Origin of the sequence: Saccharopolyspora indica (assembly GCF_027853965.1) — a bacterium.
GTDB lineage: Bacteria > Actinomycetota > Actinomycetes > Mycobacteriales > Pseudonocardiaceae > Saccharopolyspora > Saccharopolyspora indica.
The window spans coordinates 168049-188077 of the sequence record NZ_JAQGLB010000014.1 but is presented as its reverse complement, the minus strand read 5'-3'; the positions used below and the strand labels follow the sequence as shown (position 1 = coordinate 188077).

Annotated in this window: 21 protein-coding genes; 4 read left to right on the top strand and 17 right to left on the bottom strand. The window is 72.0% G+C overall.

From position 1 onward, the window contains the following. Positions 1–215: 215 nt before the first annotated feature. The 9 genes from OU416_RS27430 to OU416_RS27390 form a co-directional block, all read right to left on the bottom strand. Positions 216–962: an arginase family protein gene (locus OU416_RS27430; protein WP_270929908.1), complete on the bottom strand. Its 747-nt coding sequence runs from the start codon at positions 960–962 to the stop codon at positions 216–218. 52 nt (positions 963–1014) lie between these two features. Beyond that, entirely contained in the window at positions 1015–1845 is an 831-nt protein-coding gene (locus OU416_RS27425; protein WP_270929907.1) for an NAD(P)H-binding protein, read from the bottom strand. Between the two features lie 96 nt (positions 1846–1941). After that, positions 1942–2817 (bottom strand): dihydrodipicolinate synthase family protein, encoded by an 876-nt coding sequence (locus tag OU416_RS27420; protein WP_270929906.1) that lies wholly within the window; start codon positions 2815–2817, stop codon positions 1942–1944. A gap of 91 nt (positions 2818–2908) precedes the next feature. Further along, complete coding sequence (locus tag OU416_RS27415) at positions 2909–3877, bottom strand: aldo/keto reductase (RefSeq protein WP_270929905.1); 969 nt, start codon at positions 3875–3877, stop codon at positions 2909–2911. Beyond that, positions 3874–4185 carry an L-rhamnose mutarotase gene (locus tag OU416_RS27410; RefSeq protein WP_270929904.1) on the bottom strand — a complete coding sequence of 104 codons (312 nt, stop codon included), beginning with the start codon at positions 4183–4185 and terminating at the stop codon, positions 3874–3876. Before OU416_RS27410 ends, OU416_RS27415 begins: the two co-directional genes overlap by 4 nt. 231 nt (positions 4186–4416) lie before the next feature. After that, positions 4417–5289, bottom strand: a complete 873-nt coding sequence (locus OU416_RS27405) for a LysR family transcriptional regulator (RefSeq protein WP_270929903.1) — start codon at positions 5287–5289, stop codon at positions 4417–4419. Position 5290: 1 nt separating this feature from the next. Then, positions 5291–6469, bottom strand: coding sequence for a low temperature requirement protein A (locus OU416_RS27400; protein WP_270929902.1), 1179 nt, complete (start codon positions 6467–6469; stop codon positions 5291–5293). Between the two features lie 90 nt (positions 6470–6559). Next, positions 6560–7315: an SDR family oxidoreductase gene (locus OU416_RS27395; RefSeq protein WP_270929901.1), complete on the bottom strand. Its 756-nt coding sequence runs from the start codon at positions 7313–7315 to the stop codon at positions 6560–6562. Positions 7316–7519: 204 nt separating this feature from the next. Further along, positions 7520–8701 carry a macrolide family glycosyltransferase gene (locus OU416_RS27390; protein WP_270929900.1) on the bottom strand — a complete coding sequence of 394 codons (1182 nt, stop codon included), beginning with the start codon at positions 8699–8701 and terminating at the stop codon, positions 7520–7522. Positions 8702–9108: 407 nt separating this feature from the next. On the opposite strand from OU416_RS27390, the gene OU416_RS27385 reads away from it, so the two are divergent. Continuing rightward, entirely contained in the window at positions 9109–9795 is a 687-nt protein-coding gene (locus OU416_RS27385) for an MBL fold metallo-hydrolase (protein ID WP_270929899.1), read from the top strand. A gap of 170 nt (positions 9796–9965) precedes the next feature. On the opposite strand, the gene OU416_RS27380 is transcribed toward OU416_RS27385, so the two are convergent. From OU416_RS27380 to OU416_RS27365, 4 genes are all read right to left on the bottom strand, one after another. Then, positions 9966–10763, bottom strand: coding sequence for an inositol monophosphatase family protein (locus OU416_RS27380; protein WP_270929898.1), 798 nt, complete (start codon positions 10761–10763; stop codon positions 9966–9968). Positions 10764–10967: 204 nt separating this feature from the next. Then, entirely contained in the window at positions 10968–11996 is a 1029-nt protein-coding gene (locus tag OU416_RS27375) for a tetratricopeptide repeat protein (RefSeq protein ID WP_270929945.1), read from the bottom strand. 233 nt (positions 11997–12229) lie between these two features. Further along, on the bottom strand, positions 12230–12628 hold the full coding sequence (locus tag OU416_RS27370; RefSeq protein ID WP_270929897.1) for a thiol-disulfide oxidoreductase DCC family protein: 399 nt from the start codon (positions 12626–12628) through the stop codon (positions 12230–12232). Between the two features lie 222 nt (positions 12629–12850). Continuing rightward, the gene (locus OU416_RS27365; protein WP_270929896.1) at positions 12851–14254 is read right to left on the bottom strand and encodes an NAD(P)H-quinone dehydrogenase; all 1404 of its coding nucleotides are present in this window, start codon (positions 14252–14254) and stop codon (positions 12851–12853) included. A 306-nt stretch (positions 14255–14560) separates the two neighbouring features. Between OU416_RS27365 and OU416_RS27360 the strand changes: the two genes are divergently transcribed. Together OU416_RS27360 and OU416_RS27355 are read left to right on the top strand one after the other, a co-directional pair. Beyond that, positions 14561–15031: a gamma-glutamylcyclotransferase gene (locus OU416_RS27360; RefSeq protein WP_270929895.1), complete on the top strand. Its 471-nt coding sequence runs from the start codon at positions 14561–14563 to the stop codon at positions 15029–15031. A gap of 105 nt (positions 15032–15136) precedes the next feature. Beyond that, positions 15137–15925 (top strand): DeoR/GlpR family DNA-binding transcription regulator, encoded by a 789-nt coding sequence (locus OU416_RS27355; protein ID WP_270929894.1) that lies wholly within the window; start codon positions 15137–15139, stop codon positions 15923–15925. A 6-nt stretch (positions 15926–15931) separates the two neighbouring features. Here OU416_RS27355 and OU416_RS27350 read toward each other — a convergent pair whose 3' ends face one another. Beyond that, the gene (locus OU416_RS27350) at positions 15932–16618 is read right to left on the bottom strand and encodes a helix-turn-helix transcriptional regulator (protein WP_456300282.1); all 687 of its coding nucleotides are present in this window, start codon (positions 16616–16618) and stop codon (positions 15932–15934) included. Further along, entirely contained in the window at positions 16615–16908 is a 294-nt protein-coding gene (locus OU416_RS40375; RefSeq protein WP_456300281.1) for a helix-turn-helix transcriptional regulator, read from the bottom strand. The genes OU416_RS27350 and OU416_RS40375 overlap by 4 nt, the downstream gene beginning before the upstream one ends. Positions 16909–16970: 62 nt before the next feature. On the opposite strand from OU416_RS40375, the gene OU416_RS27345 reads away from it, so the two are divergent. Beyond that, positions 16971–17759 (top strand): nuclear transport factor 2 family protein, encoded by a 789-nt coding sequence (locus OU416_RS27345; RefSeq protein ID WP_270929893.1) that lies wholly within the window; start codon positions 16971–16973, stop codon positions 17757–17759. Here OU416_RS27345 and OU416_RS27340 read toward each other — a convergent pair whose 3' ends face one another. Continuing rightward, positions 17760–19202 carry an FGGY-family carbohydrate kinase gene (locus OU416_RS27340; protein ID WP_270929892.1) on the bottom strand — a complete coding sequence of 481 codons (1443 nt, stop codon included), beginning with the start codon at positions 19200–19202 and terminating at the stop codon, positions 17760–17762. Positions 19203–19233: 31 nt separating this feature from the next. Continuing rightward, a complete protein-coding gene (locus tag OU416_RS27335; protein ID WP_270929891.1) occupies positions 19234–19938 on the bottom strand; it encodes an HAD family hydrolase in 705 nt (234 codons plus the stop codon). Between the last annotated feature and the right edge of the window lie 91 nt (positions 19939–20029).

Sequence of the window (20029 nt, the reverse complement as noted above, 5' to 3'; positions counted from 1 at the left end):
GCGACCCGGCGTGGTTCCCCGGTGCGGGCCGGGGAACCACGCTCGAGGGAGCGGGCGGACAGCCCTGCCCCGCGCTGCCCGCCCTCGGCAGCGGTGGGCGGCGGGCCGAGGGATTCCCCGCCGCCAGGAGGTCGTTCCGCTGCCGCGAGACCGGTGCGGTCCGATCTCGCTCCTGCTGATGGGACGCGCGACCGGACGTGAGGTTGCCTCCGGCGCTAGTCGGCCGCGGCCAGCAGCTCCTCGACGATCCGGGTGCGGTTGGCCATCGGGCCTTCCGGGTACCAGGTGCAAGCGATGTCGAGGGCCCGGACCCGGCCGGTCGCCAGGATCCGCCGGGCGGCGTCCAGCACCGCGGCCGCCGACGGCCCGCCGGTCACCGGGAAGCGGAGGTCGGACAGCTCGGCCGCGTCGATCACGTCGAGGTCGATGTGCAGCAGGAGCGGCCCGTCGGGGAGTTCCTCGGCGGCCCGCTCGACCTCGGACCGGGCGATCTCCGAGCTCTCCAGGTACTCGACCTCGGCCCGGTCCAGATCGCGCGCGCCGACCAGCAGCACCCGGGACTCCGGCAGCGGGCGCAGGCCGATGGCCCCGGCCAGCAGTTCCGGGTGGTCGCCGACCGCCATGCGCAGCGGCATTCCGCCCGGGTAGCCGGATTCCGTGGTCTCCGGGCGCTGCACGTCGCCGTGCGCGTCGAACCAGACGATCGACGGCTGCACCTCCGCCCGCTGCAGTCCGGCGAGCACCGCCAGCGAGACCGTGCAGTCCCCGGAGATCACCGACGGCAGCTCGCCCCGGCGCACCGCGGCCGCCACCTCGTCGGCGACGTCCGGGTACAGCGCGCCGAGGCGCTGCCACACGTCCCCGTCCGGCAACCGGCGCACCACCTGGGTCGTGGTGCGCACCCCCAGAGCGGATTCGGGGAGCAGTTCATCGAGGTGGTAGGGCACGGAAATGGCGGTCATGGCGGGAGATTAGCCGCCGAACCGTCCTGCGGGCGACCGATTTCCGCGCTGCTCAGCGGAAGTCGTCGGCGTGGTCGGCAGCCCACTGGGCGAAGGTGCGGGCCGGACGCCCGGTCACCTGCTCGACCGTCGGCACCGGCTCGTCGAGGTCCTGGTCCGCTCCGCGCAGGTCCAACAGGGTGTCCACGACGGCTGCCGGTACTCCCCCGGCCACCATGCGCGCCTTCGCCTGCTCCAGCGGCTCCGCTTCGAGGCGCACCTCGCGGCCGATCGCCGCGCCGATCGCGCGCACCTGGTCGGCCGTGCTGACCCGCTCCGGGCCGGTCAGCACGTACGACTTCCCGGCGTGCCCGTCCTCCAGCAGCGCGGCGACCGCCACCGCGGCGATGTCGTCCTCGTGGATCGACGTCTGCTGCGCATCCGGGAACGGCTCCCGGACCACGCCTTCCGCGCGGATCGGCTCCGCCCAGGCCAGCGTGTTGGTGGCGAACGCACCCGGTCGCAGGAACGTCCACTCGAAACCACCGCCGGCGACCGCCTGCTCGACCAGCCGGTGACGCTGCCCGATCGCGTTGCCGGCGCCGAACTCCACCGCCATCGACGACAGCACCACGACGCGCCGGACGCCCGCGGCCGCTGCCCGCGCCACGAAGGTGGCCGTGCTTTCCGGTACCGGGAACAGGAAAACCCGGTCGACCCCGGCCAGCGCCTCCGCCAGCGGCTCCGCATCGCCCAGCCCACCGGCGAACAGCTCCACCTCGGCGGGCAGGCCCGCCGAGCCCGGATCCCTGGTCAGCGCCCGCACCTCCGCACCGGAGGCCAGCAGGCGGTCGACCACGCAGCGTCCGACGTTTCCCGTCGCCCCGGTCACCAGCACCGTCATCGAGATCTCCTCAACCGATCGGAATCGGCTCCACACTAGGACTTCGAGCGCACTCGAGGTCAAACGGCTTTCGCGGCCCGCCCGGCGGCGAGCCGTTCACGCGCGCACGCCCAGGGATTCGAGCACGTCGGCGACTTCGCGCCGGGCCCCGGCCGGGAGGCCGCGGAGCGGCCGGGGCAGGTTCGGGGAGCCGATGAGCCCGAGGTGCTCGGCCGCGGCGGAGGTGACGCGCAGGCTGCCGTAGCGCCCGAACAGCTCCCACAGCGGTGTCATGCGCTGGGACAGCTCCACCGCTCGGTCGGCGTCGGCGCGGGTGATCGCCAGGCACTCCTCGGGGAGGAGGCCACCGATGACGCTGAACCACACGTCGGCACCGGCGTTGAGCCCGCCGGCGGCGAACTGGTCGCCGCTGACGCCGAGAGCGACCCCTTCGGGCAGCGCGCTCCGCAGCGCGGCGACCCTGGTCGGCGCCTGCTCTTCGGGAATGCCCGGGATCTTCACCGCACCGACGTCGGGCAGGGCCGCGATGCGCCCGTGCAGCTCGTCGCTGAAGTGGAAGTGCGTGGTGCCGGGGTTGTCGTACACGCACAGCAGAACGGACAGCCCCGCGGTGACGTCCTCGTACAGCCCGAAGACCTCGTCATCGGTGAGCTGCTGGTAGGACACCGGAGCGAGCAGCACCGCGGACGCGCCCGCGTTCTGGGCGTCTTCGGCCAGGGCCAGGACCTCGGAGGTGCGCAGCGCGCCGATGCCCACCATGACCGGGACATCGCCTGCCGCGTCCACGGCGATCCGGGCGGCCCGGAAGCGCTCCTCGCGGGTGAGGTAGGCGTAGCCGCCGGTCGAGCCGAGCGCGCCGATCGAATCGACGCCCGCCGCGGCCAAGCGCGCGACGAGCTTCCGGAATCCCCGTTCGTCGATCCCGGTTTCGCTCGTCGGGGTGAGCGGGAAGGCGCTGAGGCCGGTGAACATGCACTTCCTCCCTGTTCGGTGCGTGTCCGTCCACCCCATCGTCCGTCCGCGGGTGATCTCCGGCCAAGTCCAATTCGCGTCCGGTGGTCGCCTACGCCCCGGGAACCGGCAGCCCGGCCTCGGCCAGCTCCGCCCACACCTCGGCGGGCACCGGTCGCTCGAACAGCTCGGCGTTGCGGCGGACCTCCGCCGCGGATCGCGCGCCCACGACGACGCTGGCGACGGCCGGGTGGGCACCGGCGAAAGCCATCGCCACCTGCGGAAGGCTCGCACCGTGCCGGTGGACCACCGCCGCGATCCCGGCCACCCTCGCGCGCAGCTCCGGCGCGGCGGGCGAGTAGTCGAACATCGCTTCCGGGCCGAGTTCGTCGGTGGCCAGGACACCGCCGTTGAACACCCCGGCGGCCAGCACCGACACGTTCCGCCGCAGGCACGCCGGGAGCATGGTCTCCGCCGCGGACTGCTCGAGCAGCGTGTAGCGGCCGGCGAGCATCACCGCGTCCACATCGGTCTCGGTCGCGAACCGCTCCAGCATCGGCCACTGGTTCATCCCGGCACCGATCGCGCCGATCACGCCCTGCGCGCGCAGCTCGTGCAGGGCCGGGTAGGCCTCGTCGACCGCCTGCTGCCAGTGCTCGTCCGGATCGTGGATCAGCACCAGGTCGACCCGGTCCATGCCGAGCCGCCGCAGGCTGGCCTCCAGCGATCGCCGCACCCCGTCCGCGCTGAAGTCCCACACCCGCTCCTGGTCGGCGGGCACGTCGAAACCCGCGGCATCGCGCGCGTCCGCGGTCGCCGGGCTCGGCACCAGCAGCCTGCCGACCTTCGTCGACACGACCAGCTCCGACCTGGGCCGTCCGGCGAGCGCCGCACCGAGGCGGCGTTCGGCCAGCCCGAGCCCGTAGTGCGGCGCCGTGTCGAAGTACCTGATCCCGGCGTCCCAGGCCGCGTCCACCGCGCCGAGCGCGGTTTCCTCGTCGACCGCACGGTAGAGGTTCCCGATCACCGCGCCGCCGAACCCCAGCGGGGAGACCACCACGTCCGAGCGGCCGAGCTTCACGGCAGCTCCCACACCTGCCGGAGACCGGTGTCCCCGCCCGAGTAGTCGTCCGCCACCGCCAGCAGCTCGGACATCCGGGCCTGCCAGGCCACGTTCGCCGGGTGGTCGCGCAACGCCCGCCGCATCGCCTGGTAGTCCTCGACCTCCACCACGTGGAACAGGTCCAGGCCGTCGCGCCAGATCCGCCAGCTGCGCACTCCCGCTTCGCGCAGCGCCGCGTCCAGCTCGGCGGGGATCACCGCGTGGACCTGCTCGTACTCGGCTTCGCGGCCGGGTTCCAGCTTGGTGCGCAAGGCTATTCGCTGCATCCGGGCTCCTCCGCCATCCCGTCCTGATCGCAGTGCTCGCGACACGTCCAGCGCGGTCGGGCGCCGAGCGGCCACACAGGACGCCGGAGTGCCGGTAGCGGTGGCCTGCGCGCCGCTGGACCCGCGGCTCTCCGGTCCGGTATCCGCAGCGCTGTCATCGGGCACCTCGCTTCCGCGCACGCCGACCACAGGTATAGCGGCCGGTGCGCGGAAAGCCAAGATCGCCGGTGCTCAGCTGAAGGTGTTCAGGAAGGCGTGGCGAGCGTCGGAGGTCGTGTGCGCGGGCCACAGGGCGTGCAGCGGCACCTCGATCAGCGGCCGGAGCGCGACGACCTGGACCTTCCCGTTGGCTGCCGGGCCGGGCTCGGCGGTCACGAACGCGATGTCACCGGTGCCGAGGACCGCCGTGACCGGCGGAGTGCCCTGGATGGGGTTGCGGTGCGTGCGCGGCTCGAACCCGGCCTGCCTGCAGTGCTCGACGAGCAGGTCGGTGTAGCCGGAACGACCGGGATGGCCCCACACGACGATCGTCTCGTCGGCCAGCTCGGTCAGCTCCACCACGTCCCGGTCGGCGAAGCGGTGCTCCGCGGAAACCGCGATCTGGAGCCGCTGGTGGACGAGCGTGACGCGGTTCAGGCCGTGGGCCGGGGTCATCGCGCGGCACAGCCCCAGGTCGAGCTCGCCGGCGAGCAGCTGCTCCGCGAGCTCGGCCGGGTACCGCTGGTTGACGTCGGTGGCCAGATCCGGGTGATCGGCGTGCGCTCGGCGGAGCAGCGCGGTGACCTCGTCGCCGGTGACGGCAGGCGTGTGCCCGATGCACAACACCTCCGACTCACCACGACCGATCCGCCGCGCCCGTTGCAGCGCCGAACGGGCCACGCCCTCTAGCACGCGCGCATCGGCGAGCAGCGCCTCACCGGCGGGCAGCACGGTCACGCCGGTGGTGGTGCGTTCGAGCAGGTCGACGCCGACTTCGCGTTCGAGCGCGCGGATCGAGGTGGACAGCGCCTGCTGGGACAGGTGCAGGCGCGCCGCGGCGCGGGTGAAGCTGCCCTCCTCCGCCACCGCGACGAGATGCCCGAGCTTGTGCAGGTCCAGTCCCACGTCACGACCTGCTTTCCACGGCGCCGGTGTGGTTGACGACCAGGGTCGCAGCGGTCGCCACCGCCATTCCCACCACCGCTCCGCCCAGACCGAGCAGCGGCGTGCTGAACGGCAGCGCGAGCACCACGACCGCACCGGCCGCGACGAACGCCGAGCTCCGCACCGCGCCCGTGTTCGCCAGGCGGTGCAGCGCGCCCAGCGCGATCAGGACCAGGGCGACCGGCACCGCGACGGCGAACGCGGCAGCCTGCTCTCCGACGTGCGAGCGGTGCCCGGCGGTGTCCACGGCCACCTCGATGCCGGACCCGAGCGCCGCGATCGAAGCGAACACCACGACGTGACCGTAGCCCCAGGTCAACGCGACGCGCAGGTTCTTCAAGCGCGCCTCCCCGCCGGTGAAGTAGATCCACCACAGGACGAAGACGATGACGAGGCCACCGGCCGCGATCAGGATCAGCGAAGCCGACACCCCGAACTCGGTCAACGCCGACTGCACGGCGGCGAGCGAACCGAGCACGACCTCGCCGAACACGATGATGGTGAACAGGCCGTACCGCTCCGCGATGTGCTCCGGGTGCCAGGGAGTGGCCCGGCCGCGGGCCTCGGCCCAGGCCGGGACCGCCAGTTCGGCGGCCACCAGCACCACGAAGGTGAGGTAGGCCCAGGTGCCCGGTGCCCACAGCCGCGCGATCCACCCCACCTGGACCACGGCGATCCCGGCCGCGTAGCGCAGCGTGGTGGCCCGGCCCTCCGGGTGTTCGACGGCGGCCCGCAACCACTGGCAGATCATCCCGATCCGCATCAGCACGTAGCCGATGACCACGACGGTGAAGTCGTAGTGCTCGAACGCGGCGGGCACCCCGGCCGCCAGCACCAGCACCCCGGCCATCTGCAACAGCGTGAGCAGCCGGTAGAGCACGTCGTCGGTGTCGTAGGCCGAGGCGAACCAGGTGAAGTTCATCCACGCCCACCAGATCGCGAAGAACACCGCCAGGTACCCGACGAGCCCGCTGCCGAGATGCCCCTCGTCCAGCGCGTGGTGCAGCTGGGCGGCCGCCTGCCCCACCGCCACCACGAAGCACAGGTCGAAGAACAGCTCCAGCGGCGTCGAGACGCGGTGCTCCTCGTCCGGGTCCCGCCCCCGCATCGCCCGCCACCGGATCTTCGCCGGGTTCACCACCAGTACCTCCTCCGCGCCACCCGATCGTGCTCGGACATCCGGTGCGGCAGGCGGCCTCCTCCCCCGGGCCGCCTGCCGCACCCAAGCCGGTCACCGGGTGGTGTAGCCGCCGTTCGGGAACATCGTCTGCCCGGTGAACCACCAGCCGTCGGTGGCCAGGAACTTGATCACCGGGACGATGTCCTCGATGCGGGTGAGCTGGTTGCCCATGCCCTGGGACCGGTGGAACTCGACCCGTTCCGGGGTCTCCTGCGGGTAGAAGAACGGCGTGTCCATCGGCCCCGGCGCTACCACGTTCACCGAGATCCGGCGGTCGGCGAACTCCTTGGCCGCGGCGCGGGTGAAGTGCTCCAGCGGCGCCTTGCCCCCGGCGTAGGTGGAGTAGCCGTCGGTGAACGCCGCGAGCAGCGAAGTGCCCAGGCTGATGATCTTGCCGTCGTCGTTGAGCCGGCGCCCCGCCTCCTGGATGAAGAAGTACGCCGCCTTCGCGTTGACCGCGAACATGCGGTCGAACTCCTCCTCGGAGGTCTCCAGGATCGGTTTGCGCAGCACCATCCCGGTCGTGTTCACCGCGACGTCGACCCCGCCGAAGGTGTCCACCGCGGCGTCGAACAGCCGTCGCACCTCGCCGACCTGCGTCAGGTCGCCCTGCACCGGGATCGCCTCGGAGCCGGCCTCCCGCACCGCGTTGACGGTCTTCTCCGCCTCGGCGGCGGACGCGTCGCTGTTGTAGTGCACGACGACCTTCGCGCCCTCGTCCGCGAAGGCCTTGGACAGCAGGCCGCCCAGGTTCTTGCCCCCGCCGCCGATGACCGCGACCTTGCCCCGCAGGCTCCGCTCCGTCATGGTTCTCCCGCCCCTTCCGGCATCACTGCTGGTCAGACGACCTGGTTGAGGTCGTGCTCCGACCGTAAGCGGCTGCCGGGGGCGGCGGGAAACAGAACATCCGCGTGCGGTCACAACCGCAGTGGATACCCCCAGCTGAGAGCGGTCGCACCGGTCCGCGCGGTCCACCCGCCGGAGTGAACCGGCGGGTGGACCGCAGTGCGGTCACAGCAGCGCTTCGACGATCTCGACGGCCCGCGCCAGACCGCCGGCCTCCTCGATCTCGCGCTGCATGTCAGCCACCCGGTTCTGGATCGCCTCATCCGAGGTGACCTTCTCCAGCGCGGCGCGCAGCTGCTCCGGGGTGGCCGTCGCACCGTCCAGCTGCACGCCCAGGCCGAGTTCCTCGATCCGGGCCGCGTTCATGAACTGGTCGACGGCCTGCGGCACCGCGATCAGCGGGACCCCGTGGTGCAGTCCCTCCATCGTGCCGCCCATCCCGGCGTGCGTGATGAACGCGCTGGCCTGGGACAGCACCCGGACCTGCGGAATCCACTGGTGCACCTCGAAGTTCGCCGGAACCTCACCGAGCTCCGCCGGGTCGACCGCCTTCCCGACCGACAGCACCACGTGCCAGTCGAGATCGGCGAACGCGCGCAGGCACGTGCGGTAGAAGTCCAGGCGGTCGTTGTAGGCCGAACCCAGCGAGATCACCAGGACCGGCCGGTCGTCCGGTGCCTGCCAGTCCCCCTGGAAGGCCCGGTCGGTCAGCATCGGACCGACGAACGTGTAAGCGTCCGCCGCCTGGTCCCCGAAGTACTGGAAGCTCCGCGGAAGGGTCACGATGCAGCGGCGCGGGTGCATGAAGTCCTTCTCCCGCAAGGTCAGGCCCTGCTCGGCGAAGTACGCGTCATAAGCGTCCACCACCGCTGCCTTCTCGGGGGTCGGGGTCATGTCCAGGACGGACTCCAGCCCCGGGGTGTAGACGTGCGTCGGGCACAGCTGGAGTTCCGGAGCGCCCCACTTCTCGGCCAGCGCGAGGAAGTCCGGGAGGTCGTAGACGACGAGGTCGGGCCGGTTCGCCGCGTATGCCTGTTCGAGCTGCGGCAGGACCGTCTTCGTCTCCTCCAGGAACATCAACCTCGCCTCGACCTCCTCGTCCGGCCACTCCTGGCGGGTGGCGGTGGGAGAGCCGGGCAGCGTCGAGGTGTAGCGGACCGGCGTGGCCCCGGCCTCGGCGACCAGCTCGGCCAACGGGTCGGTCACCGCGTAGGACACGTGGTGACCGCGGTTCACCAACTCGGTGACCAGGCCGAGCGTCGGATTGATGTGCCCGTGCGCCGGAATGGTGAAGAACCCGATGTGCGCGGGCTCGGCGCGGTGCGCGTGCTGGGCAGAATTGGCCATCTGCTGACTGCTCCTGATCGAAAATGCCCTCGCCGCAACGAGGGACGGCTCAACGATGTCGGTGATCGCGCCCAGGCGAGAACCTCACGTCGCTCCGGCTTCGAGCAGCCGGAGCCTGCTCGCGGCGTGCGAGCACAGCACGGAGGTGTGGATCAGCCGACGGAGAACACCGTCGAGCCGGATCGATGTGGGCGCGCGAGAATGCGCGGCTGAGCGGGCGGGACGAATCCGCCGCGCGGTGCCGGCATCGCGAGCGAGATCAGAGGTAGAGCGGCGTCTGCATCATGCGGTCAGGCTAACGCATCCCACGACTCGTTGTCGCACCCTTTTCCGCGAGCCCGGCGGCGATCCGTTCGCCCGCGACGAAACGGACCCACCACAACCCGATTCGCGCCTAGCGTGTGGGAATGGACGTCGACCTCGTCGTACCCGGCCTGTACTGCCTTCGACCCGAATTCGGCCAGGCCTACCTGTGGCTGGACGGACGTTCCGCGACCCTCGTCGACACCGGCATCGTCGGCTCCGGCCCGGCCATCACCGCCCTGCTGACCGAGCTCGACGCCGACCTCGACCGGATCGTCATCACCCACGGCCACCAAGACCACGCGGGATCCGCTGCGGAACTCCGCGCGGCCACCGGTGCACCGGTGCTGGCGCACGCCGGCGACGCCGCCGCCATCCGGGGCGAGCGCCCCATGCCGCCCCCGGTGCTGCTCGACTGGGAGAGGCCGCTGTTCGACAGCATCGCCTCGAACGTGCCGCCGAACCCGCCCTGCCCCGTCGACCAGGAGATCGCCGAAGGCGACGTGCTCGACTTCGGCGGCGGTGCCCGCGTGCTCTCCATCCCCGGGCACACCGACGGGAGCGTCGCGATTCACCTGCCGAGGAGCGAAGTCCTGTTCGCAGGGGACACCATCGCCAACGTCGACGAGCTCATGCTCGGCGTGTTCAACGTGGACCGCGCGAAGGCGATCGAGTCGTTCCGCCGCCTCGCCGAACTCGGCACCGAGATCGCCTGCTTCGGCCACGGCGACCCGCTGATCGGCGACGCGGGCGCGAAACTCCGCGCGGCAGCGGCGAAAATCACCGGTTGACCATTCCGGAAGCATCAGGCTCTCCACAGCGGTGCAGCTGCCGAGCCGCAACTCCCGTCATCCGGGCGCGCTCGCGCCCCGACGCTGTGAGCATGCACGGGTCAGCGACGAGGCTGGGACGGCAGGTCCACCCGATTCGCGGGATGACCGAGCCGAGCGGAAGCCGTGCCCTAACTTCGGCTGCGGATCATCGACATCAGCAGCCCGTGGGTCTCGTCGTCGGCAGCGACCACGAGCCCGCGGCCCGTCTCGCCGACCGGGGCACCGTCCACCCCGGTGACGGTGCAGCCCGCAGCCCGGCACAACGCGATACCGGCGGCGAAGTGCACGCTCCTGGACAGGTCGCCGCCATCGGTGACGTACGCGGCTCGCTTGCCCGCTGCGACCCAGGCCAGCGCGAGCGTCGTCGACACCACCCGCGGCCGGAAGTGCTCGACGAAGTCGGGGTTCGACAGCAGATCCACGGCCCGGAATCCGGGTGCGCTCGGGAACGGCGGATCCAGGTTGACGTCCACCAACCGCGTGGCGGGCGTGGGCGTCAGCCTCGCATCGCTCCCGGCGTTGCGCACCCAGGAGGTCGCACCGTCGGTGAAGAAGACCTCACCGCTGAACGGGTCGGCCACCGCCGCCGCCCCATCGCGCAGCGCCACGTTGACGGCCACCAGCATGGTGCCGACGGCGTAGTTCAGCGTGCCGCACAAGGGATCCACCAGCCACTGCCGCCCGGCGTCGACGGCGCCCCGCCGACCGCTTTCCTCACCGAGCACCGCGTCGTCGGGCCGCGCAGCACCGATGACGTCGAGGATCGCCCTCTCTGCCTCCACATCGGCGGTGGTGGCGAAGTCCCCGGCGCCCTTGTCGATGTGGTCGAGCCGCTGACCGCACATGCTGCGAACCACGTCCGCGCCGGCACGCGCCCCAGCGATCGCAACGTCCACATCGCCGGAAACCCCAGGTGCGTTGATCACGTCTTGCAGGCTATCGGGCAGGAATCTTCTCCCCGGCGAACCTTCCCGCTCAACAGCACCAGCTCGGCTCCCACACCGCATGCGGCGCCTTCGCAGCGTGGCCTGTTCGTCGTCGCGCCCACGTTCACGACCGGTGCGATCGATCCGCAGCCCCGTTCTGCGGACCGATCGCCGATCGTGGTCAGCGGTCGGACCGGTCTCGTGTCATGCAACCAGCTCCAACAGCTCGTCCAGCGCGTCCTGCACCATCTTCCTGGTGTGCCGCAGCTCCCGGGTGTCCAATGTGTCCCGGAGGGCGATCAGGTCGCGCTCGGTGGCCGGCCGTGGCCGGCCCAGCTTGTCGCGGCTCTTCAACAAGCCCAGCTCGGCCAGCGCCGCACCGCGCGGTTCGTTGATGGCGCGGAACATCTTCTGCGCCTCCTCGTAGGTGCGAGTCGCCTCGCCGTACCAGCAGGCGCGGAACAGGATGTTGCCGCGCATCTTCCGGTTGTAGGCCAGCGCGCTGGACAGATCCATGCGGCGGCAGATCTTCTCGCCCTCTGCCAGCAGGCGCAACGCCTCGTCGTGCTCCCCGCGCAACGACAGCACGTCGGCCATACCGCGCAGCGCCCAGGCGAGCCCCCGCTCGTCGCCGCCGCCCTCGGCGATCTGCGCGGCCTCGGAGAAGCGCTCCCACGCCGCGTCCAGGTCGCCCGCGTTCCGGTCGAGCTGCGCCAGCCCTTCCAGCGCCCACACCGTGTGCCTGGTCTCCCCGCGCTTGCGCGCCTCGGCCAGCAGCTTCTCGTGCAGGTCGCGGGCTTCCGCGTAGTCACCGCGGATCCGCAGCGTCTCGGCGATCCCCGCCACCGAGTACCCCAGCGCCACGATGTCACCGGCCCGGGTCGCCGCATCGCGGGCGAGGCCGAGCCAGCGCAGCGCGGCCGTCATCTGCCCGCGCTGCCGGGCCAGGGTGCCGCCGTTCCACAGCGCCCACGCCATCGCACCCGGTTCGTCCGCCGCCTTGGCCGCCCGGAAGCTGGCGCGCCAGGCCGCGTCGGCCTCGGCGATCCGGCCCAACCGCCGGCACGCCTCGGACTCGACCAGCCGCGCCTGGGCGAGCGCCAGACCGTTGTCCTCCTCCGTCGCGCGTTCCACCTCCGCGCGGGCCTGCGCCAGCGCGTCCTCGTAGTTCGTGTTCACCGACAGGTTCCGGAGCGCCCCCTGGAACTCCGGTGCGAACGCCTTGCCGTACATCTCGGCCACCTCGTGCTTCCCAACCGCTTGGTGCCAAGACGCACCAATCTCGCTGCGGGCCGGTTCACCCGTCGATCCCCTGGAACGGGAGAACCGGCCCTTGTCGACCCCCGACGACGTCCAAGCTATGGCGCGGCGGGGGTTCAGCGGATCAGCCGATCTGTCAGGCGGAGTCGACCGATCGGCCAGGAAGCGGAGGGCTCGCCTCGTACTTTCGGCCGAGGCCGAAAAGGTCAGGGACGGGTCGACCGGCCGGGGCGCTCCGCCTCCGGCAGCCGGCACGCCGGAGTGCCGCCGGGCAGCCGGTAGCGGTTCGCGGCGATCCCGCGGTAGGCGAGCTCGGCCAGCGTGCGCACCACCGGCGCGGACAGCACCAGGCCCGCGACCGGCCACGGCAGGCGGCAGCTCTTGAGCAGCTCGGCGACCGCGGCCGCCCCGCCGAAGACCCGCCCGGACGACGCCACCCACAGCACCTCGTGCCGCGCCCGGTCCGGAGTCGTCCGGTAGGCCGCGAGGTCGGCCTCCTGCCAGGCCAGCACGCGCATCCGCACCGGCAGCCGCTCAGCCCACCGGACGCTGCGGGTGCAGAAGCCGCAGTCCCCGTCGTAGATCAGCACCGGAAGTTCGGCCACGCGCGCTGTCCCGCCTCTCCGCGATTCTCAGTGGTGGTTGCGCTGGGGATTGTTCTCGCGTTTTGCGGTTGCTCGTGGCTGGGTTGCATCACGGTCCCCTGAGGTGCGGTTGAGCAGGACCCAGGTTGGCACGAGGGATGTCCCGACCGCTCCTTCCGGGCAGGGAAACGCGCCTCGGTCCACGTCGTCGTGCCACATCAGCAGCCGACCGGGAAGTCCGCGTCAGTCCAGGTCGTCGTGGCGCATCAGCAGCCGGCCGGCCTCGGTCAGCGAACCCGACAGCGACGGGTACACCGAGAACGTGTTGGCCAGGTTGTCCACCGTCACCTGGTTCTGCACCGCGAGGGCGATCGGCAGGATCAGCTCGCTGGCGTTCGGCGACACCACGACACCGCCCACCACCACGCCGGTCTGCGGGCGGCAGAAGACCTTGAGGAAACCGCGGCGCAGCCCCTCCATCTTCGCGCGCGGGTTGGTGGCCAGCGGCATCATCACGGTCCGCGCGGGCACCTCGCCGCTGTCGATCGCCTGCTGGCTGATGCCGACGGTGGCGATCTCCGGGTGGGTGAAGACGTTCGCGGCGACCGTCTTGAGCTTGATCGGCGTGACGCCCTCGCCGAGGGCGTGCCACATCGCGATCCGGCCCTGCATGCCCGCCACCGAGGCCAGCAGCAGCAGACCGGTGCAGTCGCCCGCCGCGTAGACGCCCGGCACGCAGGTCCGCGACACCCGGTCGACCGGGATGTAGCCGCCGCGGTCGGTCTCGACGCCGATCCGCTCCAGCCCGATGTCGTCGGTGTTGGGGACCGAGCCCACCGTCATCAGCGCGTGGCTGGCCTCGACCTGGCGACCGTCGGCCAGGTGGATCAGCACTCCGGAGTCGGTGCGCTCCACCTTCTCCGCGCGGGCGTGCTTGACGACCTCGGTGCCGCGCTCGGCGAACACCTCTTCCAGCACCGCGGCCGCGTCGGCGTCCTCGTGCGGCAGCACCCGGTCGCGGCTGGAGATCATGGTGACCTTGACGCCCATCTCGGTGTAGGCGGAGGCGAACTCCACACCGGTGACGCCGGACCCGATCACCGCCAGGTGCTCGGGCAGTTCGGGCAGGTCGAAGAGCTGCCGCCAGGTGAGGATCCGCTCCCCGTCCGGCTCGGCGCCCTTGAGGACACGCGGCGTGGCGCCGGTGGCGATCAGCACCACGTCGGCGGTCAGCTCCTGGTAGGTGCCGTCGGCGAGGTCGACGCCGACCTGGTGCACGGCCATGCCCTTGGCCGGGTTGGTGAAGCGCGCGCGACCGGGCAGGATCTTCACACCTTCGCGGCGGACCCGGGAGCGGATGTCGGCGGACTGGGCGAGCGCGAGGCCCTTCACCCGGCCGTGCACGACCGCCACGTCGACGTCGGAGTCCTCGGTCTTCGCGCGGATGCCGAGCTCGCGGGCGTCCCGGTACGCCGAGCGCGCGCCCGCGGAGGCGATGAAGGTCTTCGACGGCACGCAGTCGTAGAGCACGCAAGCCCCACCGAGGCCCTCCGGCTCGACCAGCGTGACGTCCGCCCCGTTCGACGCGGCGACCAGTGCTGCCTCGTAGCCAGCCGGGCCGCCTCCCATGATCACGATGCGGGTCACTTCGCGTTCCTCCCGATGCCTGCCGTGTGGGCGCCAGACTCACCGTACGCTGCGCGTAGTCCGGTCAATTCGGGTGGTGTCGCCCGAATTGACCACCGTGGCGCGCCCCACAGCGCAGCGGCGACCGAGGGTCACCGACGCGCCGGGTCGCCTCCATTCTGATCGGTGGCCGCGGCCGCGTCGCCGCGGAAGGACCGCCCCGGTACCGCGCAAACCGGACTCGACGGCCGAAGACGGTCGTGAGTACCCACTTTTGTGACGCGGTCCGCTCCGCCGCGCGGCCTGTCGATCGCTACCCTGTTGGGCGTGCCTCTGTACGCCGCGTACGGGTCCAACATGGATCCGGCCCAGATGTTGAAGCGAGCTCCGCATTCGCCGCTGGCGGGTTCGGGCTGGCTGGTGGACTGGCGGTTGACCTTCGGCGGCGAGGACTACGGCTGGGAAGGCGCCCTCGCCACCATCGTCGAACACCCCGGGGAGCAGGTCTTCACGGTGCTCTACGACGTCAGCCCGGAGGACGAGCGGCAGCTCGACAACTGGGAGGGCGCCGAGCTGGGCATGCACAAGAAGCTCCGGCTGCGGGTGCAGACGCTGGACGGGCCGGTGCTGGCCTGGCTGTACGTGCTCGACGCCTACGAGGGCGGGCTGCCGTCGGCGCGCTACCTCGGTGTGATGGCCGATGCGGCCGAGGCCGCCGGAGCGCCCGAGGACTACGTCGAGAAGCTGCGGAAGCGGCCCTGCCACAACGTCGGGCCCGGCTCCGCACGTGACATCTGACCCGAACATCACGCCGCACGTGTGACAATCACTCCGATTGCACACGTGGTCGTCCGCTGTGCGCCTGGTGGGACTGCGGCGGGCCCTGAGGTGAGGGGTTGTGGCGTGGCCGAGGCAGGCGGCACACCGGTCAGCCAGCAGGACCGGCGCGAGGAGATCCGCCAGGAAGTGCTGGCCAGCGGGTTCGTGCGCATCGAGGAGCTCGCCGCCGCGCACGGGGTCAGCGGCATGACGATCCACCGCGATCTGGACGTGCTGGAGCAGCAGGGCTGGCTGCGCAAGGTCCGAGGCGGGGCGACCTCGACGCCGACCGCGCTACTGGAGACCTCGGTGCGGGCCAGGATCGCCGACGCCGCCGAGGACAAAGCGCGCATCGCCGAGCACGCCGTGCGGCTCGTGACTCCCGGCCAGGTCGTGGCCCTGGACGACAGCACCAGCGCGCTCGCGGTCGCCGAGCGGTTGCCCGCGCTGGCCCCGCTGACCGTCGTGACGAACTTCCTGTCGGTGATCAACCTGCTCAGCGGCGAGCCCGGCCTGCACCTGATCGGGCTCGGCGGCGACTACCAGCCGTCCTACGACGCCTTCCTCGGGCTGCACACCGCCACCACCGCCCGCACCACGCGCTCGGACGTGCTGTTCATGTCCACCACCGCCGTGGTCGGCGGGCACTGCCTGCACCGCTCGCAGGAGACGATCCAGGTCAAGCGGGCGCTGATGGAGACCACCGGCAAGCGGGTGCTGCTGCTGGACCACTCCAAGTTCGACCGGCGCGCGGTGCACGAGCTCGCCCCGCTGACCGAGTTCGACCTGGTCGTGGTGGACGCGGGCACGCCGGCTCGACTGCTCGACGAGCTGCGGTCGGCGGGCGTGGCGCTGGAAGTCGCCGAGCGCTGACCTCGCTCAACCCGCGCCGTACAGGCGGGTCAACTCGCCCAGCGTCGCGGTGAGCCGGTCGCGCAGCTCCACCGGCGCGAGGACTTCGGCGTCGGCGCCGAGCTTGAGGAACTCCGGGAGCGCCTGGTCGACGGATTCGATCGGGACCCTCACCTGGATCCAGCCCCGTTCGTCGGGGGCTCGGGCGGTTCTCCGCGCTGCTCGCGCCACGACCGGTTCCACCAGGTGGGGCAGGCGGTCGAAGGCGCGCGGCGAGAGCTTGACCGCGGCTTCGCCGCTGTGCCGCCGGGCGTCGAAGCTCTCCAGGTAGGTCTCCCAGTGACCGGCCAGGTCGAATCCGGCGGGCCGGGTGAAGCGCTCGTCGAGGACGTGCAGGTCGACGATCCGGGAGATGCGGTACGTGCGGATCCGCTCGCCGGCACCCGCCACCAGGTACCAGTGACCGGCCTTCAGGACCAGCCCGTACGGCTGCACGGTGCGGCTCGTCTCGTGCGGCTCGGCCCAGCGCAGGTACCTCATCCGGACGGTCCGGTCGTGCCACACGGCGTCGGCGACCTCGGTCAGGTGCGGTGTGCGATCGGCGTCGTCGTACCAAGCCGGGGTGTCCAGGTGGAACCGGTCGGCGATGCGCCCGGACCGGTCCCGCAGATCCGCGGGGAGCGCGGCCATGAGCTTGAGGTGGGCCGCGGTCACGACCTCGTCAGCCCGAGCTCGGCGGCGGCCGCGGGCAGCCCGGTCAGGAACAGCGATTCCGCTTCACCGGTGGTCAGCCCGGTCAGCCGGGTGCGGAAACCGTCGAGCAGCCGGTACCCGCCCCGGTGCCCCGGTTCGCCGTACAGCGGGATTCCCGCCTCGCTCAAGGACTCCACGTCGCGGTAGACGGTCCGCACGGACACCTCGAGCTCGTCGGCCAGCTCCTGCGCGGTCATCCGCTCCCTCGTCTGCAGCAGCAGGAGGATCGTCAGCAGGCGGCTCGCGCGCATGGCCGGAGTCTGCCGGGATCCACTGACAGGAGATGGCAGGGACGACTGTTTAGCGTCCGCCCATGAACATCGACATCGAGGAGTTCGCGGACCGGTACGCCGCGGTGTGGAACGAAGCCGATCCGGTGGCGCGGCGCAGCGCCGTCGCCGCCCTGTGGGCCGAGGACGGCATCGAGTTCACCGAGTCGGCCGAGCACCGGGGCCACGACGAGATCGAAGCCCGCATCGCTGCAGCCCACGCCGAGTTCGTGCGCGGCACGGGGTTGGTCTTCCGGCCCGCCGACGACGTGACCGGGCACCACGGTGCGGTCGCCTTCACCACCCACCTGGTGCCGGTCGACGGCGGCGAGAGCACCTGGACCGGCCGGGTGTGCGCGGTGCTCGGAGCCGACGGGCGCATCCGGTCCGAGCACCAGTTCACCGTGCCCGCCATCGGCGGGAGCACCCGCGCCGGTGCGGAGGAGTTCCTCCGCAGGCTCGCCGAGGGCGACCCGGACCGGATCGCCGACCTGTTCGCCGAGGAGGTCGACTGGGTGCTGGACTGGCCGAGCGGCGGCCACCCGGCGGTGCCGTGGATCCGGCCGCGCTCGACCAGGGCGGAGGTCGCCGACCACTTCCGCGCGCTCGCCGACTTCCACCTGCCCGAGGAGGCAGCGGGATCGGCGTCCCGGGTCCTCGTCGACGGCGCGGACGCGGTCGTGCTCGGCGACATCCGGCAGACTGTGCGGGCCACCCGCAGGTCGTACACCGCGCTGTGCGCGTTGCACCTGACCTTCGCGGACGGCTTGATCACCCGGTACGCCGTGTACGAGGACAGCCTCAGCATCGCCGAAGCCCTCGGCGGCTCCTGATCAGGCTGCTGCGAGCCAGCCGCGGGTGCGGAGTTCGCCGAGGAAGCGCTGGTAGCTGCTGTCCAGTTGGGACACCTCCGAGCGCACCGGTTCGACCAGTTCGCCCTCGGGCACCATCGCCGCCGCCGCGGTGCTCAGGTCCGGGTGGATCGAACCGCTGGCCGCCAGCAGTGCCGCGCCGAGCGCCGTGCCCGCGCCTTGGACGCGCAGGACCGGGCGGTCCATGACCGATGCTCTGATCCGGCACCAGGCGAGGCTTCGGGCACCGCCACCTGCCGTGCGCACCGGCCCTGCCGCCGGGGCGCCGATCTCGGCCAGGCGCTCCAGCGCGAGCCGCTCGCAGAAGGCGACGCCTTCCAGCCGGGAGCGGTACTCGTCCACCCTGTCCTGCGGCGCGCCGAGGACGAACCGGGTGGCCCGCTCGGCCAGGAACGGGAACCGCTCGCCCGTACCGCGCAGCGGGTAGCCGACCACGCTCGCCGGGCCGCGGCCGGTGGCCGCGCGGTCCAGTTCGGCCAGCTCTGCGGGGTCCACATCGGACAGGGCGGAGCCACCGATGTTGGCCGCCCCGCCGGGCAGCCACACGCCGTCCGGGTGCAGGTGGCTGTACACCGCCCCGGCCGGGTCGTGCACGAGCTCCTCCGACACGCCCTTGAGGACCAGCGTCGTGCCCAGCACGGTCACGAACTGGCCGATGTCGACGGCCCCGCACGCCAGCTGGCCCGCGCAGCCGTCGGTCATCCCGGCTCGCACCTCGCAGCCCGCGGGCAGCCCCGTCTCCGCCGCGGCCGCGGCGTCGACCGCGCCCAGGACGACCGTCGGCCGCACGACCTCCGGGAGCAGCCGGGACGGCACCTCCAGGGCGTCGAAGACCTCGGTGGCCCATTCCCCGGCCACCGCGTCGTAACCGCTCTTCAGCGCGTGGCTGGTGTCGGTCGCGACCGGCCGCCCGACCAGCTTCCGGGCGATGACGTCCGGGGTGTGGCAGACCAGCTCGGTCCCCGCCGGGAGGTGGCGCGCCAGCCAGGCGATCCTGGCCAGGCCCGATCCGGCCGACGGCGTGATGCCGGTTCGCTCCCAGCGCGCCGCGCCGACCTCGACCGCGGTGCGGGCCTCGGCCCCGGCGCGCCGGTCGTCGTACATCAGCGCCGGGCCGAGCGGGTCTCCGTCGCCGTCGACCGGGACCACGGTGCCCGAGGTCGCCGAGATCGCCAGCGAGGTGATCTCGGTGCGGCGCGCGCCCAGCGCGGTCGTGCACTCGGCCAGGCAGTCCCGGACGGCGGGCCACCACGTGCTCGCGTCCTGCTCGGAACGGCCGCCCGACGAGCGCACCGGCTGCGGCAGCGGCCGGGAGGCCGAGGCCACCACGGCACCGGCCCGGTCGTGGACCTGCACCCGCACGTTCGCGGTCGCGATGTCCACTCCTGCGACGAGCTCTCCCATCAGCACCCCTCCCCGGAGCGTGAACCGCTGGTCACCCAGCGGCCTGCAGCTTCTCCAGCGCTTCCGGCAGCTCGGCCATCGAGAGCACCGCGACGTCCGGCTCGGCGAGCTGCTCGGGCGTCGGCTCCGGCGGGGCCTCGCCGCGCACCACCCACACCGTCCGCAGGCCGACCCGCTTGGCACCGCGCACATCGGTGTCCAGCCGGTTGCCGACGTGCACCGCGTTCGCCGCTTCGACACCGGCTTCGCGCAGCGCGTGCTGGAAGATCCGCGGGTCCGGCTTCTCCGCCCCGACGACCTCGGAGATCGCCCAGACGTCCACGAAGTCGGACACGCCGTCCCGGCGCAGGGCGTCCACGACCACCGCGCGCTGGTTCGCCACGATCGCGATCTTGTAGCGCCCGGCGAGCTGCCGCAGCGTCGGCAGCACGTCGTCGTGCAGCGCCGACGGCGGGTACTCCCAGTACTGCTCAGCGCGATCGGACAGCCGCTGGCGGTCGCCCGCGGTCAGGAACCGCTCGGCGACCGCGGTCCGCAGCGAGCCGCCCTGCGCCTGCCGGCGTTCGTCGTAGACCTGCTGGAACTCGGCTTCGCCGACCGCACCGCGGCCGTCCTCGGCGGCGAGTTCGCGCGTGGCGCGCAGCAGCGCGTCGCGGTAGGCGCTGTCGTCGTAGACCGGGCCGCCGACGTCGAGCAGCACGAGGTCGATGCGGCCGGTGGTGGGTTCAGGCGGCACGGCGCGTCCTTCCGGTGGTGGTCCACTACCGGGATCGTGGTGTCACATCCCATCGCAAACATAACACCTATCTTGAAATTTTTAACACTCA

Coding starts and splice junctions, on each gene's coding strand:
- OU416_RS27420 (WP_270929906.1), bottom strand. CDS start 2,817: ATGTTCACCGGCCTCAGCGCCTTCCCGCTCACCCCGACGAGCGAAACC.
- OU416_RS27340 (WP_270929892.1), bottom strand. CDS start 19,202: ATGGGAGAGCTCGTCGCAGGAGTGGACATCGCGACCGCGAACGTGCGG.
- OU416_RS27375 (WP_270929945.1), bottom strand. CDS start 11,996: ATGTACGGCAAGGCGTTCGCACCGGAGTTCCAGGGGGCGCTCCGGAAC.
- OU416_RS27385 (WP_270929899.1), top strand. CDS start 9,109: ATGGACGTCGACCTCGTCGTACCCGGCCTGTACTGCCTTCGACCCGAA.
- OU416_RS27395 (WP_270929901.1), bottom strand. CDS start 7,315: ATGACGGAGCGGAGCCTGCGGGGCAAGGTCGCGGTCATCGGCGGCGGG.
- OU416_RS27345 (WP_270929893.1), top strand. CDS start 16,971: ATGAACATCGACATCGAGGAGTTCGCGGACCGGTACGCCGCGGTGTGG.
- OU416_RS27390 (WP_270929900.1), bottom strand. CDS start 8,701: ATGGCCAATTCTGCCCAGCACGCGCACCGCGCCGAGCCCGCGCACATC.
- OU416_RS40375 (WP_456300281.1), bottom strand. CDS start 16,908: ATGCGCGCGAGCCGCCTGCTGACGATCCTCCTGCTGCTGCAGACGAGG.
- OU416_RS27425 (WP_270929907.1), bottom strand. CDS start 1,845: ATGACGGTGCTGGTGACCGGGGCGACGGGAAACGTCGGACGCTGCGTG.
- OU416_RS27430 (WP_270929908.1), bottom strand. CDS start 962: ATGACCGCCATTTCCGTGCCCTACCACCTCGATGAACTGCTCCCCGAA.
- OU416_RS27410 (WP_270929904.1), bottom strand. CDS start 4,185: ATGCAGCGAATAGCCTTGCGCACCAAGCTGGAACCCGGCCGCGAAGCC.